The following is a 14,792-nucleotide window of genomic DNA, read 5'->3' as shown; positions in this document are numbered from 1 at the left end:
CACCTCTCGATTGAACCTCAGAATTGCCATCCGGGTGTTTAAAGCGCTGGGGCCGTTGCGAATATTGCTGAGATTGCGAGGATGACGCCCAGGAGGAAAAGAAGGAAGAAAATTAAGCCAAGAGGAATGAGAACAACGGCTGCAGCTGCTCCGGTTCTGAGCCGGAGGCTTTCCCGCACCGCAAGGATGTCCAGGACGAGAATCCAGATTCCGAAGCCAAATCCTGCCAGGCCGGCCAGGATGCTTCCGGGCAGCCCCAGCAGAGAGAGCACTGCGGTAAGGGGGATTTCGATGAGGCGGGGTGCTTCCGCGAAGCCCAGGGCGGCCAGAAGCCCGCCTAAGTTGCCGTCTCCTTTGAAAAGCTTCCCGACCGCCAGAAAGATTACCCCCCCTAGAAACCAGACGAGAATTCGGCCTGCAAGAGAGCTGGCGAGGAGAAAAAGAGGGGACTGGAGGAGGTCAAAGGCTGTCGCCAGGAACCCGGGAAATCCCGGCGTCATTTCCAGGCTCGAGGGGAGGGGCGGGGCCTCCTGGGCTGCAGCGGCACTGACCAGTCCCCTGAGGAGCGCCAGTCCTCCCACCAGCAGGAGGGCCTGCCTCCACCATTGTTTTTGGGAGGTTTCCCGAAAGGTCTGCACCGGGGCGGCCAGCGCCCCCGTAATGTACTCCCACATCCGAGATCAGCCCCTTTAATACTTTAATGTGGTAAAGGCGGACGGGAGCGGCCCGGGCAGGAGCCCGTCCGTCTCTCCTGCGGGCCACCTGACGAGAATGCGCCAGGCGCCAAAGGGTTTCAGAAAGTCGAAGAGTCCGGAAGTGCGGTACTCCACCACCTGCGGCTCCCCTTTAATCCCCGCCAGCTTTGCGGCAAGTTTCACGGCGTCCCGGAGGCCTCCCAGTTCGTCCACAAGACCCAGTTCGCGTGCCTGGGCGCCGGTGTAGATCCGGCCGTCTGCCAGGCTCCGCACCCGGTCAAGGGGAAGCTTCCGGCCCCGCGCCACGGCGCGCACGAACTGCTCGTAGGTGTCGTCAACCAGGCCCTGGATGATCTTTTCTTCTTCGGGCGTGAGCGGCCGGGAGGGGGAAAGCATGTCTTTGTGGGGGCCGCTTTTGAAGGTTCGCTCCCGGTAGCCGATTTTCCTGTAGAGTTCCTGGAGGTTCGGGACCGTTGCGATCACTCCGATGCTCCCGGTCACCGTCGCGGGGTCCGCCACGATTTTATCTGCAGCGACACCCGCGTAGTACCCGCCTGAAGCGGCGATGTCCCCGAAGGAGGCCACCACCTTTTTTCCGGCTCTTTTCACCCGCTGCACCTGGGCGTGCAGCTCCTGGGAGGCGGCGGCGCTCCCGCCCGGGCTGTTGATCCGGATTACCACGGCCCGGATCGAGCGGTCCTTTTCAATCCTTTCCAGGTCCCGCAGGGCCTGCTCTGCGGTTGAGCCTGTTCCGAAAAGGGAAGACTGCTGGCCGAAGGCGATCGGCCCCGTCAGGTAAACCACCGCCACATTCCGGCTCGAACCCGGGAAGGCAAGGGGCACCGCCCTGCCCGGCTGCCGGAGCAGGGAGATGATCACCGCTGCCAGGGTGATGGCGGTGCTCAAGGCAACCAGAATAAGACCCGTTCTCTTATAGTTCAAAACCAACCCTCCTTTTCGGTTCCCCGGAAACGGCCCTTGCCGGCGCTCCTTTAGAAATATTATGAGAAGCAGGAATGGCTCATACTAAAGTAATTATTTCCATTTAAAGACTCCCTGGCGGCGTAAAGTCCCTGAGGAGGGCGGCCCGCGAGATCCAGATTACTTTGGGCGTCAGGGCGCGGTGCCCCGATCTGAGGCGCTTCAGACCTGCCGGGTGGTAGCTGACGAGGAGCAGCGACTGCCCCAGGCCGTAAAGGAAGCGGATGAAGGGCTGGAGTTCCCGGACCTCGAAGCCCAGCAGCCGCGCCCCCTGGTGAAAGAGGGTGATTCCGTAGAAGGCCCTGACCTCCTCGGCCACTTTTTTCTGCAGGACGTAGTTTGCAAGTTGGGTCAGGTTCTGCTTCAACGCCCTCTTGACCTGCATGGTCGCCTTGACCTGGCTGTCGCATTTCTGCTGGATTTTGAAAAGCTCCCTGCTGGCGAGGTGGAGTTCTCCCACCAGTTCTCCGGGGGAGATCACCGTGCCGTCCCGCAGCTCTACCGCAGGCCCCCGGTACGGGCGGAGGTTCAACCGGAGGATTCCTCCCGGTTCGATTTCCCGGACGCGGAAGATGCAGCTGTACAGCCTATCCCAGATTTCCCAGAGCGAGAGGAGCAGGTTCCGCCACGTTGTCCGGCCCACGGTTTTTTCACCTTCACTGGAGTTATTAGCTTACGGGGTGTTATTCGTCAGTCTTCCCTCCAGCTCCTGCCCGCGCTTTCATCATTTCCAGGAACGGTGTGATGAGGTCAAGCGGCAGCGGGAAAACCACCGTGCTCGACTGGTCCACGGCGATCTCCCTCAAGGTCTGGAGGTAGCGGAGCTGGATGGTGGCCGGGTGCTGGGAAATAATCCGGGCGGCCTCGGCCAGCCTCTCTGCGGCCTGGTACTCGCCGTCGGCGTGGATGAGCTTCGCCCGCCGCTCCCGCTCGGCCTCCGCCTGGGCCGCCATCGCCCGCTGCATGGTGGGCGGCAGCTCCACATCCTTCACTTCCACAAGGCTCACCTTGATCCCCCAGGGCTCGGTCCCCTCGTCGATGATGCGCTGGAGCCGCTGGTTGATTTCATCCCGGTTGGCCAGCAGTTCGTCCAGCTCCGACTGGCCCAGGACGCTTCTCAATGTGGTTTGGGAAAGCTGGGAGGTGGCCCTGATGTGGTCGAGCACCTTGATCACCGCGTCAACAGGGTTGACAACGCGGAAGTAGACCACTGCGTTCACCTTTACGGTAACGTTGTCTTTTGTGATGACCTCCTGGGTGGGAACATCCATCGTAATCACCCGCAGGTCAACCTTCTGCATCCGTTCAATGACGGGAATCAAGATGATCAGGCCCGGCCCCCTGGCGCCCACGCAGCGCCCGAGGCGGAAGATGACCCCGCGCTCGTACTCCTGCACGATCCGCAGGGAAGCCGCCAGCAGCATGAAAATCAGTACGATTAGAGTTGCCGCAAAACTCCACATAACGCCGCCCGGGATGCCGCGCACCCCGGGCATTTCCCCCTTTCATTCGTTTTTTGTTTCCCCGGAGCATCTTGCCTTCCGGGCTAACCCTTCCGGCGCACCCTCAGGCGCAAGCCTTCGACCCCGGTAATCACCACCTCTTCGCCCGACCGGATCACCTGGTCTTCGGCCCTGGCGTTCCAGAGCTCCCCGGCCACAAAGACGGTGCCTGTTGGGTTCAGGTCTGTCCTGGCGATTGCCGTCTGTCCGAGCAGCCCTTCTTCTCCTGTAGCGACCTGGCGCCTCTGGCCCCGGACGACGGCCGTCACGAGAAGCGCCATTAACCCGGCGAAAACCAGGGCTGTGGCCGCAATCAGCCAGATGCTCACACCGACCCCCGGCGGCCCGTTGCTGAAGAGGATCAGGGAGCCGATTACGAAGGAAACCACCCCCCCTGCCCCCAGAACCCCGTGGCTGACGATGAAGGCCTCGGCAACGAAGAGGCCGAAAGCGAGAACGATCAGAAGCAGCCCTCCCCAGTAAGCGTCAAGTGTTCCAAGTGAATAAAGCCCCAGCAGGAGGGAGATTCCGCCGGCAACACCGGGGAAGATCAGTCCGGGGTGGTAGATTTCCACCATCAGGCCGGCCATGCCGATTGTCAGAAGGAGGTAGGCCAGATCGGGATTGCTGATGGCGAGCAAAAACCTTTCGGCGAAGTTCATGGGGAGCTGCTCGACCGGTGCCGATCTGGTTTTCAGCTCCACCCGGAGCCCGCTCCCCAGGGTGACGCTTTTGCCCTCCAGCTGCCGCAGGAGGTCTTCGAGGTTCCTGGCTCTGAGGTCGATGAGGTTTTCCCTGAGGGCCTCGGCATCGGAAAAGGACCTGCTCTCCCGGACCGCCAGTTCCGCGGCCCGGGCGTTTCTCCCCCGCAGCTGGGCGATAGAGCGCGCCCAGGCCGCGGCATCCTCGGTGATTTTTTCACCGGGGACGCTCGGGGCATCGGGCGGCCCCACCGCAACCGGGTGGGCGGCTCCGATTCTGCTCCCTGGTGCCATTGCAGCAACATGGGCGGCGATGGTGATAAAGGTGCCTGCCGAACCTGCCCAGCCCCCTGCCGGGGAAACAAAAACCACCACCGGAACGCGGGCGTTGAGGATCGCGGTTACCAGCTCCTGGGTGGCGCTGTACAGCCCACCCGGGGTGTTGAGCTGGATGACGCAGGCGGCTGCTCCTTTCGTCTCCGCGGCCCTGAGCGCGCGCTCGCAGTATCTTGCCGTAACCGGGACAATGGGGCCCGTCACGGTTGCCACCAGAACAGGCGCCTGGATTCCCGGAGGGGGAGCGGGCCGCGCCCCGGGACGGCTTTCTCCCGAGAGCAGCAAAAGGAGAAGCAGGAAGGGTATGAGGCGGGAGCGCGGTTTGCCCGGCGGACTTTTCTTTGAACTGACCTGAAGGGGGTGCTTCTTTTTGATGGCCTTCGCCCCTTTCAACCGGATTTTAAATCCTGTTCCCCTTTTCTAATTCTGCATCCCTGCCGCAAATCCTTTTTGGGGCGCTTCTCTTTAGGGGGAATTACCTGGAACGAGGGGCATTTCCCAGGGGGCGGAGATCCGGGAGAGGGCGGCTGGGCCGAAGACCTCCTCAACACTTCCGCTTTTGATCAGGCGCCCGTTGCACATCACGACCACCCGCTGGGCGAGGGCGGGGATCTCGGTGTAGTCGTGGGTGACGAAGAGGGTTGTAACCCTGGTTTCCCTGAGGATGCAGCTGATGTCTTCTAAAAGAGACTTCCGGGTTGGGTAATCGAGGGCTGCGAAGGGCTCATCGAGAAAGAGGAGGCGCGGCTCGAGGGCAAAGGCGCGCGCCAGGTTCACCCGCTGGGCCTCGCCTCCGGAGAGCCGGAGGGCCGGGCGCTTCTTCAGGTGGGCGATCCCTAAGCGGGCGAGCCACTCCTCGGCCCGCGCCCGTGCCGGCCGGGCCGGAATACCCCGGATCCTCAAGCCCGTCATCACATTTCCCAGCACTGTTGTGTCCATGAGCAGAGGTTCCTGGAAGACAACCGCCATCTGGCGGCGCAGGAGAAGGGTGTTCTCACGGGTGGCGGCCGTCCCGTTGAAGTGGAGCCTTCCCTGTGCGGGGCGTTCAAGGAGGGCAAGGGTGAGGAGGAGGCAGGTTTTTCCTGCCCCGTTGGGCCCCACGAGTGCGACAACTTCCCCTTCGAAGAGGGTAAGATCCTCGATGAAAAAGATCTCCCGCCCCTCTTTGACCAGTTTAAGCTGTTCTGCTTTCAGGGCAATTTTTCTTTCCACCGGGGTCACCTCCTGTGCTGCTGAATTCCTGTCAGGACTGCGGTAATCGTAAAAGAAAGCAGAAGGAGGATCACGCTCAGGGCGGCTGCGAGTTCAAAGCGGCCCTTGGAGACCTCGAGGGCAATGGCGGTGGTGAGCACCCGCGTCAGCCCCTTGACGTTGCCCCCCACCATGATCGAGGCACCTACCTCCGAGATCACCCCACCGAAGCCGGCGATTACTGCTGCCAGGAGGCCGAGCCTGGCCTCCCGCAGCAGCAGCCAGAGAAACTGCAGCCGGTTTGCACCCAGCGCCAGGATCTGCAGGTGCATTTTGGGATTGACGGACTGGAGCGCGGCCACCGTAAACCCGGCCACGATGGGAGAAGCAATGATCGCCTGGGCGATGATCATCGCGGCGGGGGTGTAGAGGAGGCCGAGGAAGCCCAGCGGCCCGTGGCGGGTGAGGCAGAGCCATGTGATCAGGCCCACAACCACCGGGGGGAGCCCCATCCCGAAGTTCACCAGGCTGACCACGAGGCCCCGCCCTAAGAACCTGTTCAGAGCCAGCAGGGCCCCGGCAGGAACCCCAATGAGAACGCTGATCAGGGTTGCGGTTCCGGAAACCTGGAAGGTGCGCAGGGTGATCTCCAGCACCTCCGGGTCTCCGGTAATCAGCATTTTCAGTGCGGTGATGATTCCCTCTCCAATGACACTCATGCCCAACCCACCTTGTAAATAAAAGCGTTGCGCTTACTCCTGTACTCCGGTTGGTTGCCAGGCAAGCACTTCCACTCGCTCCTGATTCCGCTCCGGACAGCACCACGGCTTGCTTCGGGACAGTTCTAGGCTGCTGCGGAAAACCTCCGCAACTTTATGTCCATTTATGCCGCGCTTGAACCCGGCGATTCGCCGCTGCTTTATTCGTTTCCGCCGCGTTGAAAGTCCTCGCAGCCTGAACTGTCAACCTCGCGGCGCCGGGTGCTGTTACCCGTCGCTCCATATGTCGCTCGTCAGAAGGCTTGCCTGGCTGTCCGGGTTTGTCCTCGCTTCTCCTGTAATCCGGTCGGTTGCCAGGCAGGAACTTCCACTCGCTCCTGATTCCGCTCCCAGCACTCACTGCTGCTTTATGAGCTGAAAAAGACGCAAAACAGAATATCAGGACAAAGGCCAGTTATGCAACAGAGTTTCGGTGAGTGCTGGGCTTTTAGGATGGTGCCGCCTGCTGCCCGTTACCTGCCGGTTTCGGCTTCGCTTTTTCCGGCGTCAGGGACGAAGAGGGGCTGGCCGTATTTATCCTTGCCGAAATCCCCGATGATTGCCTGGGCTTCCGGAGAGACCATGAATTCCACGAAGGCTTGCGCTCCTGCGGCGTTCACCTTTGGGAATTTTTCGGGGTTCACCTGCATCACATGGTAGATGTTGAGCAGGATCTTGTCCCCCTCCACCAGGATGTCGAGCTTGATGTTTTTCTGCTGGGCGAGGTAGGTTCCCCGGTCGGCCAGGGTGTACCCTTTTTTCTCCGAGGCGACGAGCAGGGTCTGTCCCATCCCGGCCCCCGACTCCTGGTACCAGCTCCCGCCCGGCTTGATTCCGGCACTTTTCCAGATGTCGAGCTCTTTCTTGTGGGTGCCGGACTCGTCCCCCCGCGAGATGAAGGTGGCGCCTTTCCGGGCGATCTTCTTGAAGGCTTCGGCGGCGGACTTCTCACCCTTGATCCCTGCGGGATCCTCCGCCGGCCCCACGATCACGAAGTCGTTGTGCATCACCAGCCTGTAGTTGGTCACCACTCCGGCATCTACCAGTTCCTTTTCCGATTTCGGGGCATGGGTGAGGAGCACGTCTGCCTCTCCTTTTTTCCCCATTTCCATCGCCTGCCCCGAGCCCACGCCTATAGGCTTCACCTTGTAGCCGGTTTTTTCTTCAAACTTTGGGATCAGGACGTCCAGCAGCCCGGTGTCCACGGTGCTGGTGGTTGTGGCGAGAATCACGTCTTTAACCTCCGGCGCGGCGGCCTGCCGCCCGGCGCAGCCTGCCGCCAGGCCGAGCAGGAACAGGAAAACAATTCCCATTATCCATTGTCTCTTCAACCTCATGTCGTCAGGCTCCTTTCTTCAAGAATACCGGTTAATCGTCTCGTTAAAAAATATTCACCTAGAGTTTCCAGCCTTCCCTAGAGCTTTAATCCTTCTTAACAATTCCGGCTTTCACCCCCTTTGCGTAAAATAGTTACCGGGGGTGCGGGGGGTGCTGTGCTCAAAAAAGGCCGGGCTGCGGAAATGCAGGCCCGGCCTGAGACGAACTTTGTCCTGCTCCCCTTTCCGCACTGGGAGGCGCACCCGTTTCCAGGTACACCCTGACGGTCCGACCGCCATAGCGCAAGCCACAGGCCGGTGGACTCGGAGAACCTCATCTCTGAATGCATTCGACATGAAGATTAGAATTCCTGCCTGAATCTGATACAACCCTGGGAAATCTTGCCTTGTAAGGCTTCCAGAACGCCGAAACCGGTTTTGCTAACCTTTACTGACGGTGCCCCTGCTAACAGGGTCCGCGGAGCCGCCGAAGACCTGCTCTGTGGTCCGCACGGCCTTCTAACTGCTTCCAGATAAACCTTAAAGTCCCTGGACATATTCCACCCCTGAAAGAATCCGTGACTTAAGGCGAGGTTTTATGTCCTCTGCAAGAACAAGGTCCACTTTTCTTCCGAACAGGTCTTCGAGAAAAAACTTCAAACCAAAGTAGTTATCGAAGCTTTTTTCTGAGAGCTCCACCAGGAAATCAATGTCGCTTTCTTTGTTGGCAGTGCCCCTAACAACTGAACCAAAAACCCCTATCCGACGGACGCCGTACTGCTTGAGAATGCTGGCGTGTTTTTCTAAAGTTTTAAGAATGAATTCTTTACTTAACTGCCCCGGTATTTTGACTTTTTGTTTGATTGTTTTTCCTAACAACGTATTCACCTGCCTTTGTTGTTTATCGTAGCACATTTTGACCTTTTGTGCTATCACCGGGGATCGTTAACCGACCGAGGCTGTACCAGTTTTCATAGTTTCCAGCTTCTCTCGTTATTTCAACGCTTCTTTCGAAATTCGGTTTTTCCGGGAATTCACGGCCCCCGGTGCCGCCGGTGGAAATTGACTTCTGGTTCCACATATGATACCATTATTCAGGCGGTGATGGCAGATAACCAGGTTCGAAAAACTTTACGCTAAAATCGCGAACAATCCAGAAGATGTTAAGTTTGAAGAACTGGACAGACTGCTCAGGCGCTATGGTTTTGAACGCAGGCAGCCCCGCAAAGGCTCCAGCCACTACAGTTATCATCACCCGAAGCTGCCGGACATCTTGACCATTCCGTACGCCAGGCCGATCAAGGCCGTATACATTAAGCAGGCTCTTGCGGCTATCGAAAAATTGAAAGAGGGGAGCGAATAGAGTATGAAGGATTTGAATTATTACCTCAACCTGGACTACGAGATCAGGCTCAGGCGGCTTTCCGAAGCAGAAGGCGGCGGCTGGGTTGCAGAGATTCCTATCCTCCCCGGATGTATGTCCGACGGCGAGACTGTCGAAGAAGCCGTCAAAAATCTCGGAGATGCCAAGAAGGTCTGGATTGAAACCTGCCTCGACCTGGGCCGGGAGGTGCCGGAGCCTGCAGCGGAAAACTACTCCGGCCAGTTGAGAATCCGGATGCCCAAATCTCTCCACAGGGCATTATCGGAAAAAGCGAAAGAGGAAAACGTCAGTCTGAACCAGTACATCGTCTACCAGCTGGCGCGGGCAACAGGCTTGAATTTCTGAATCCGAGGATTATCTCCTCAAACCATGCTGCGGTCACCCAAAACAGTTCGGCCCCGTGAACGTCTCTGAAAAAGAAACAAAAAAGGACCGCCTTCACCGCGGTCGCGCCCCCTTTTTTCTTACTGCCGTTCTTTGCTGTTTTCTTCGGCGAGGGCCTTCTCTCCTGCTTTGATCAGCTTTCTTACCATGTTGCCTCCGATTTTCCCCGCCTCCCTCACCGTGAGCTCATCCCCGGCGTTGGCGAGGTCGTCGTCGAGGCCGAGCTCGCGGGCGGTTTGCCACTTCAGGCGCTCGTGGGCATCCATTTCCTTCCCTCGTTCCCTGTCTTTCGGCATTTTGCCATCACCCCCTTGTTAGCTTTCCTCGCCGGCCGGAAAAATATGAGCGAATTTCCTCCAGGCAATTGCTGCCGGTTCCTCCAGGTGATAGAATTGCTTTGAAGGGCACCGGCGTGATGATGTCCGCGCAGGCCGGTGGGAGCGCCGGATAGATAAAAATGCAAGCAAAACGAGGGAAGGAGCAATTCGAGTGAAAAGAGAGCGTCTGATGACCTGCCTTCTTTTTGGGATTCTCCTTGTTTTCGCCCTCTTTTGGGCTGCAGGATGCAGAAAACCTGAGCCAGGGCAGGCTCCTCCTCCTGCCCGCGAGGAGCCCCGAATCCTCGATCCCCTCACGGGGCGGCAGGTGAAGCGGGTCGTGCCGCTGCTGGCAGTAATGGTGGACAACCTCGCTGCGAGCAGGCCCCAGACCGGGCTGGGGGAGGCGGGGGTCGTTTACGAGATCGAAGCCGAGGGGGGAATTACCCGGTTTCTCGCCCTCTACGCCGGGGACCCGCCGGAGAACGTCGGCCCTGTCCGGAGCGCCCGGACCTATTTCCTGCACCTCGTCCAGGAGTGGGACGCGTACTTTGCTCACATCGGGGGCTCTGCCGATGCCCTGGCAAACATCAGAAGCTGGGGGATCGAGGACCTCGATGACTTTAAAAACAGCCCCGGCTTCTGGAGGGACAGAACGCGGCGGGCGCCGCACAACGCTTATTTGAATGTGGCCAGGGCGCTTGCAGGGAAGGCGCCCAAAGGCCTTTACAGGGATTGGGTTTTTCAGGAGGCACCGGCCGGCCCTCCCGATTACCGTGAAGTTTCTTTTTGCTACGGCCGGGGCTACCGGGTAACCTACCGGTTTTCTCCGGAGCGGAAGGAGTACCTGCGCTTCATCAACGGCGTTCCCCACACCGACCGGATTACGGGGCGCCAGCTTGCCGCGGCCAACGTGGTGCTCCAGTACGCCCCGCATACTTACCTGGGAGACGCCCTGGGCCACATTGAGGTTGGCCTCATCGGCCGGGGGGAGGCGGAGTTCTTCCTGGCCGGAAAGCACCTCGAAGGAACCTGGGAAAAGCCGGGGGCTTTGGCCCCGACGAAGTTTTACGACAGGGAGGGGCGGGAGATCCGCTTCGTGCGGGGAAGCACCTGGATTCACGTGCTCCGCCCCGGGGCGCCGGTAACGCGGAACCGGCCGGAGGGGGATTAGGCCCTCCTAGTGCTGGTGAGCCTCGCGGGGCTGCGCCAGCTGCCGCCCGAGCTTGATCGCTTCCTCAAAAAGGAGTGGGGCAAGGGAGAGCCCGGCTACGGCCAGCCATGCTTCTGCTCCCAGGGGGATGGTTTTAAAGATCTGTTGCAGGGGTGGAAGGAGCATTGCCAGGAGCTGGAGTCCGCCGGAGATCAGGGCGGCACCCAGCAGGAACCTGTTGCTCCAGGGCCCGATGCGGAAAAGGGAAAGGCGGAGCGACCGCACGTTGAAGGAGTGGACGATCTGGGCGAGGGCGAGGGTTCCGAAGGCCATGGTTCTGCCCCGGGGGAGCAATTCCGCTTCCCCCTGGTAGCCGAGCCAGAAGGCGAGAAGGGAAAGGGCGCCGATCAAAAGGCCCTGCCGCATAATGTAATACCCCATTTTCCCGGCGAAGATCCCGGCGCGAGGAGAGCGGGGCGGCCGGTCCATAATTCCTGGCTCCGGGGGGTCGATCCCCAGGGCGAGGGCAGGAAGCCCGTCTGTAACCAGGTTGATCCAGAGGATCTGGAGGGGAAAGAGGGGGCTTGGCAGCCCCAGCGCAATGGCCGCGAAAATGGCAATCAGCTCGCTGCTGTTGCAGGAAAGAAGGTAGTGTACGGTCTTCCGGATGTTGGAAAAGATTACCCTTCCCTCCTTTACTGCCGCAACAATGGTTGCGAAGTTGTCATCGGCCAGCACCATGTCGGCGGCTTCTTTCGCCACATCGGTTCCCGTGATTCCCATTGCTGCTCCGATATCTGCCCGGCGCAGGGCGGGGGCGTCGTTTACCCCGTCCCCGGTCATGGCCACCACCTGATCCTTCTTTTTAAAGGCTTCCACAATGCGGACCTTGTGTTCCGGGGCAACCCGGGCGTAAACGGAAACCCGGCCTACCCGCTCCTGGAACTCCTCATCTGAAAGCCTGTCCAGTTCGGTTCCGGTCAGGACGAGTTCCCCCTCCTCGTAAATTCCCAGTTCCCGGGCAATGGCGAGGGCCGTGATTTTGTGGTCGCCGGTGATCATCACCGGCTTGATCCCGGCGCGGCGGCAGACCTCCACCGCTTCTTTCGCCTCGGGGCGGGGGGGATCGATCATGGCCGCAAGCCCTACGAAGACCAGGCCCTGCTCGACTTCCTCGGGGGTGAGGGTTTCCGGAAGGTTTGCCAGCGGCCGGAAAGCCACACCCAGGACCCTGAGGGCCTGGGCGGCAAGCCTCTCGTTCTGGGAGTTCAGCTCCCGTTTGATTTCCTCCGTCAGCGGGAGGATCCGCCCCTCCCGGAGATGGTGGGTGCTGCGGGTGAGAATGACGTCGAAGGCGCCTTTGGTGAAGGCCAGGTACGGTTCTTTAACGAGTTCCCGGGCCCGGTCTGCGGGGTGGATCGTGGTCATCAGCTTCCGTTCCGAGTCGAAGGGGATTTCCCCGAGCCTGGGGTAAAGCTCTTCCAGTTCCCTTCTGGTCAGTCCCGCCTTCCGGGCTGCCACCACGAGGGCGCCCTCGGTGGGGTCGCCCAGCACCCTCCACTTCCGGTGCGGAGCGAGATCGGCTTCGGCTCCTTTCCCGGCGGCAGGGTTTTCCGGTGCCTCCTCTTCCAGAACCAGGTCGGCGTTGCTGGCGAGGGCTCCGGCAGTCAGCAAGAGTCTCAGGTCCCGGTCTCCGCGGGGATCGATCTCGTTTTCTCCGCTGGAGAATTTTCCCTCCGGGATGTAGCCCTCTCCGCTCACCTTCACCAGCCGCCCTCCGGCATAGAGGTACCTGACGGTCATCTCGTTTTTCGTGAGCGTCCCGGTTTTATCCGAGCAGATCACGGTTGCCGAGCCCAGGGTTTCGACTGCAGGGAGCTTTCTGATAATCGCCTTGCGCCTTGCCATCCGCTGGACGCCCAGGGCGAGCACCATGGTGACCACCGCCGGGAGCCCCTCGGGGATTGCGGCGACCGCAAGGCTCACCGCAATGAGAAACATCTCGAAAGGGGGGATCTGGCGCAGGAGGCCGGCTCCGAAGATCACTCCGCACAGGAGCACCGCAATTCCTCCCAGCCACTTGCTGATTTCTTCCAGTTTGCGCTGGAGGGGCGTCTGCTCCCGGGGCATTTCTTCCAGCATCCCGGCAATCTTTCCGATTTCTGTCCTCATGCCGGTTGCAACCACGACGGCGGTGCCGTTTCCGTAGGTTGCGGTTGTTCCCATGAAGACCAGGTTGGTGCGGTCTCCGATCCCGATTTCCTCATCGGGCAGGAGCAGGGCCTGTTTTTCCACCGGTTCCGATTCGCCGGTGAGCGCCGATTCGTCCACCTTCAGGTTCGTGCTGGAGATGAGGCGCGCGTCGGCAGGGATGAAGTCTCCTGCTTCGATCAGGATCAGGTCCCCGGGCACGACTTCCCGGGTGGCTACTTCCTGCTTTTCACCCGCCCGGATCACCCGCGCCCTGGGGGCGGCCAGTTTCTTTAAGGCCTCCAGGGACTGCTCTGCCCGGTACTCCTGGATGAATCCGATGCAGGCGTTCAGGATCACAATTGCAAGGATCACCCCTGCATCGAGGACTTCGCCTACCGCGGCAGAGACAACGGCGGCCGCCACCAGCAGGAGGACGAGGAGCTCCCGGAACTGGTCGAAAAACATCTGCCAGGGGGGCCTCTTCTTCGTCTTCGCCAGTTCGTTGTAGCCGGTTGTGGCGAGCCTTTCCCGCGCCTGTTCCGGGGTAAGTCCCCGTTCCAGGTTAGTCTCCAGCTTTGCCGCGATTTCTTCAGGTTCTAGGCTGTGCCAGTACATAAGCAGCATCCCTCCGTACACTCCCCGTGGGACGGGCAAATCAGATTATCCTTCCCGGACCTCCGGCCGGCTGCCCTTGCTGGTGCCAATTTCTCTGCCTCCTTAAAATAAGATTTCCTTCCCGGAAAGAATTACTCCGGCATCAGGTTTAGGCTGCAGCGAAGAAGGTGCCGGAAAACGAAAAAGACCTCTGTCCCGGTACGGCAAACATTCACCACCAGAACAAAGGTCTTGCACCCAAGCGCCTGCTTGGAGCCAGGGCGGCGCGTGGTCTTTTGCGCGTCCTGACGCCCGGGCTCACAGGGCTGCTGCCCTGCGGGCTACTCCCCTTTCCCTCGGCAAGTTTTAATTGATCTTATCCGGTAAATCTTTCCCTGTCAAGGGGCTGCTGGACGGCTGCCTTACGTTAAAACCCGCGCCGGGGGAGGATGCTGCGGGCCAGTGCTGCGGCTGCCGCGATCTTGACGAGGTCTCCGGAAATGAAGGGAAGCGTGCCGAGCATGAGGAGTTCCCTGAACGAGTGCGTTCCGGTCGCGTGGCCCAGCCAGAGCAGCCCCGGGCCGTGGATGAGGATGAAGTTGGCGGCCAGCATCACCAGAATCAGGCCCGGAAGCCGGCGCGCAAAGGAGTAACGGTCGCACATGAAACCCGTGAAGCATGCAGCCACGATGAAGCCGGCAAGGTAGCCGCCGGTCGGCCCTGCCAGCGCCGCCAGCCCGCCGCTTGCTCCGGCGAACCAGGGCACTCCCGCCCCGCCAAGCAGGAGGTAGAGCGCCGAACTCAGAAAGCCCCCGTCGGCGCCCAGCAGGACGCCCGTTAAAAGCACGGCAAAGGTCTGCCCGGTGATGGGAACAGGAGTCCAGGGAAGGGGGATCTTGATCTGGGCCGCCAGGCCGATGACCGCAGCACCGAGCAGGCTCAGCGCCAGCTTCACCGGAAGGGCCGTTGTTTTCCGCCGGTGGAATACCTCCCACCGCAAATTCTCCAGTTTTTCCCAGGTGCTTACCGCCAAAGACAATCCCTCCCAGAAATTTTCTTTCATTTTACCCTGGCGGCCCCAAAAAGTCAACCAGGCAGACAGTCAGGAGTTGACGTTTTGCTGCGGGCCCAGTTATATTTTACTTTATTCTCACGAGCAACAAACAAAAGGATCTGAGCTAAGTTTGGTGCCCCGGAAACTGGGGACAACTCAGATAAAAGGATACTAAGGATGCATGGTGGGTGACAGGAAAAAATTAGAGCCCCCCGGTGGGAGCCGGGGGGCCT

General features: G+C 60.2%; 16 protein-coding genes and 1 riboswitch. Of the genes, 4 read left to right on the top strand and 12 right to left on the bottom strand.

Annotated elements, in window-relative coordinates:
• Positions 1-38: 38 nt before the first annotated feature.
• From HPY58_04810 to HPY58_04770, 9 genes are all read right to left on the bottom strand, one after another.
• On the bottom strand, positions 39-674 hold the full coding sequence (locus HPY58_04810; GenBank protein NPV28974.1) for a YIP1 family protein: 636 nt from the start codon (positions 672-674) through the stop codon (positions 39-41).
• A gap of 15 nt (positions 675-689) precedes the next feature.
• Positions 690-1,637 (bottom strand): signal peptide peptidase SppA, encoded by a 948-nt coding sequence (gene sppA / locus HPY58_04805; GenBank protein NPV28973.1) that lies wholly within the window; start codon positions 1,635-1,637, stop codon positions 690-692.
• Between the two features lie 103 nt (positions 1,638-1,740).
• Positions 1,741-2,319: a hypothetical protein gene (locus HPY58_04800; GenBank protein NPV28972.1), complete on the bottom strand. Its 579-nt coding sequence runs from the start codon at positions 2,317-2,319 to the stop codon at positions 1,741-1,743.
• 40 nt (positions 2,320-2,359) lie between these two features.
• On the bottom strand, positions 2,360-3,139 hold the full coding sequence (locus tag HPY58_04795; GenBank protein ID NPV28971.1) for a slipin family protein: 780 nt from the start codon (positions 3,137-3,139) through the stop codon (positions 2,360-2,362).
• Between the two features lie 83 nt (positions 3,140-3,222).
• The gene (locus HPY58_04790) at positions 3,223-4,521 is read right to left on the bottom strand and encodes a nodulation protein NfeD (protein ID NPV28970.1); all 1,299 of its coding nucleotides are present in this window, start codon (positions 4,519-4,521) and stop codon (positions 3,223-3,225) included.
• Positions 4,522-4,680: 159 nt separating this feature from the next.
• Positions 4,681-5,427, bottom strand: coding sequence for an ATP-binding cassette domain-containing protein (locus tag HPY58_04785; GenBank protein NPV28969.1), 747 nt, complete (start codon positions 5,425-5,427; stop codon positions 4,681-4,683).
• Between the two features lie 5 nt (positions 5,428-5,432).
• The gene (locus HPY58_04780; GenBank protein NPV28968.1) at positions 5,433-6,125 is read right to left on the bottom strand and encodes an ABC transporter permease; all 693 of its coding nucleotides are present in this window, start codon (positions 6,123-6,125) and stop codon (positions 5,433-5,435) included.
• Positions 6,126-6,637: 512 nt separating this feature from the next.
• Positions 6,638-7,501 (bottom strand): extracellular solute-binding protein, encoded by an 864-nt coding sequence (locus HPY58_04775; GenBank protein NPV28967.1) that lies wholly within the window; start codon positions 7,499-7,501, stop codon positions 6,638-6,640.
• 202 nt (positions 7,502-7,703) lie between these two features.
• Positions 7,704-7,822: riboswitch (molybdenum cofactor riboswitch) on the bottom strand.
• Between the two features lie 198 nt (positions 7,823-8,020).
• Positions 8,021-8,395 (bottom strand): nucleotidyltransferase family protein, encoded by a 375-nt coding sequence (locus tag HPY58_04770; protein NPV28966.1) that lies wholly within the window; start codon positions 8,393-8,395, stop codon positions 8,021-8,023.
• 196 nt (positions 8,396-8,591) lie between these two features.
• Here HPY58_04770 and HPY58_04765 point away from each other — a divergent pair, with 196 nt between their 5' ends.
• Entirely contained in the window at positions 8,592-8,843 is a 252-nt protein-coding gene (locus HPY58_04765; GenBank protein ID NPV28965.1) for a type II toxin-antitoxin system HicA family toxin, read from the top strand.
• A gap of 3 nt (positions 8,844-8,846) precedes the next feature.
• The gene (locus tag HPY58_04760; protein ID NPV28964.1) at positions 8,847-9,209 is read left to right on the top strand and encodes a type II toxin-antitoxin system HicB family antitoxin; all 363 of its coding nucleotides are present in this window, start codon (positions 8,847-8,849) and stop codon (positions 9,207-9,209) included.
• Positions 9,210-9,328: 119 nt separating this feature from the next.
• On the opposite strand, the gene HPY58_04755 is transcribed toward HPY58_04760, so the two are convergent.
• Positions 9,329-9,544, bottom strand: coding sequence for an alpha/beta-type small acid-soluble spore protein (locus HPY58_04755; protein ID NPV28963.1), 216 nt, complete (start codon positions 9,542-9,544; stop codon positions 9,329-9,331).
• A gap of 193 nt (positions 9,545-9,737) precedes the next feature.
• On the opposite strand from HPY58_04755, the gene HPY58_04750 reads away from it, so the two are divergent.
• Positions 9,738-10,739 carry a DUF3048 domain-containing protein gene (locus tag HPY58_04750; protein ID NPV28962.1) on the top strand — a complete coding sequence of 334 codons (1,002 nt, stop codon included), beginning with the start codon at positions 9,738-9,740 and terminating at the stop codon, positions 10,737-10,739.
• Positions 10,740-10,745: 6 nt separating this feature from the next.
• Here HPY58_04750 and HPY58_04745 read toward each other — a convergent pair whose 3' ends face one another.
• Positions 10,746-13,532: a cation-translocating P-type ATPase gene (locus HPY58_04745; GenBank protein NPV28961.1), complete on the bottom strand. Its 2,787-nt coding sequence runs from the start codon at positions 13,530-13,532 to the stop codon at positions 10,746-10,748.
• Between the two features lie 161 nt (positions 13,533-13,693).
• Here HPY58_04745 and HPY58_04740 point away from each other — a divergent pair, with 161 nt between their 5' ends.
• The gene (locus HPY58_04740) at positions 13,694-13,879 is read left to right on the top strand and encodes a hypothetical protein (GenBank protein NPV28960.1); all 186 of its coding nucleotides are present in this window, start codon (positions 13,694-13,696) and stop codon (positions 13,877-13,879) included.
• 53 nt (positions 13,880-13,932) lie between these two features.
• Here HPY58_04740 and HPY58_04735 read toward each other — a convergent pair whose 3' ends face one another.
• A complete protein-coding gene (locus HPY58_04735; protein ID NPV28959.1) occupies positions 13,933-14,538 on the bottom strand; it encodes a biotin transporter BioY in 606 nt (201 codons plus the stop codon).
• Positions 14,539-14,792: the final 254 nt, after the last annotated feature.

This window comes from Bacillota bacterium (assembly GCA_013177945.1).
Classification (GTDB): domain Bacteria; phylum Bacillota; class DSM-12270; order Thermacetogeniales; family Thermacetogeniaceae; genus Ch130.
This window is presented reverse-complemented; position numbering and strand designations above follow the sequence as displayed.

Coding starts and splice junctions, on each gene's coding strand:
- HPY58_04810 (NPV28974.1), bottom strand. CDS start 674: ATGTGGGAGTACATTACGGGGGCGCTGGCCGCCCCGGTGCAGACCTTT.
- HPY58_04795 (NPV28971.1), bottom strand. CDS start 3,139: ATGTGGAGTTTTGCGGCAACTCTAATCGTACTGATTTTCATGCTGCTG.
- HPY58_04780 (NPV28968.1), bottom strand. CDS start 6,125: ATGAGTGTCATTGGAGAGGGAATCATCACCGCACTGAAAATGCTGATT.
- HPY58_04775 (NPV28967.1), bottom strand. CDS start 7,501: ATGAGGTTGAAGAGACAATGGATAATGGGAATTGTTTTCCTGTTCCTG.
- HPY58_04770 (NPV28966.1), bottom strand. CDS start 8,395: ATGTGCTACGATAAACAACAAAGGCAGGTGAATACGTTGTTAGGAAAA.
- HPY58_04760 (NPV28964.1), top strand. CDS start 8,847: ATGAAGGATTTGAATTATTACCTCAACCTGGACTACGAGATCAGGCTC.
- HPY58_04755 (NPV28963.1), bottom strand. CDS start 9,544: ATGCCGAAAGACAGGGAACGAGGGAAGGAAATGGATGCCCACGAGCGC.